The 294-nt window shown below is 33.3% G+C and carries 1 pseudogene; it reads right to left on the bottom strand.

The annotated features are described in order from the left end of the window. Nucleotides 1–169 precede the first annotated feature (169 nt). A pseudogene (locus tag ACG9ZB_RS17065) lies at nt 170–294 on the bottom strand (IS3 family transposase); the annotation flags it as partial.

The following is a 294-nucleotide window of genomic DNA, read 5'->3' as shown; positions in this document are numbered from 1 at the left end:
AAGAACGAAATCTAAATCCTGTGCTTGACTTGGAAATGTCTGTATAGGACATTTCTATTTGGTTATTAGGTAGGACATTTCTACTTGGGAATAACAAACAGTATTAGAATTCAATCAAAGTGCTTCTTGATATACGCTGAATTATCAGGAGACTTTCCCTTGGGAGATTCTAGGCAGCCAACTTATAAAAGTCTTCAGCCATTTGATTTGGTGTCTTAAAACCCAAACCCTTTTGAATTCTTCGATGATTATAAAATAATTCAATGTATTTTATAATATCTGCTTTGGCTTCTT

This window comes from Acinetobacter johnsonii, from assembly GCF_048551975.1.
Taxonomy (GTDB): domain Bacteria; phylum Pseudomonadota; class Gammaproteobacteria; order Pseudomonadales; family Moraxellaceae; genus Acinetobacter; species Acinetobacter johnsonii_A.
Note: the sequence above shows the minus strand (reverse complement) of the source record. Positions and strands in the feature narration are given on the sequence as shown.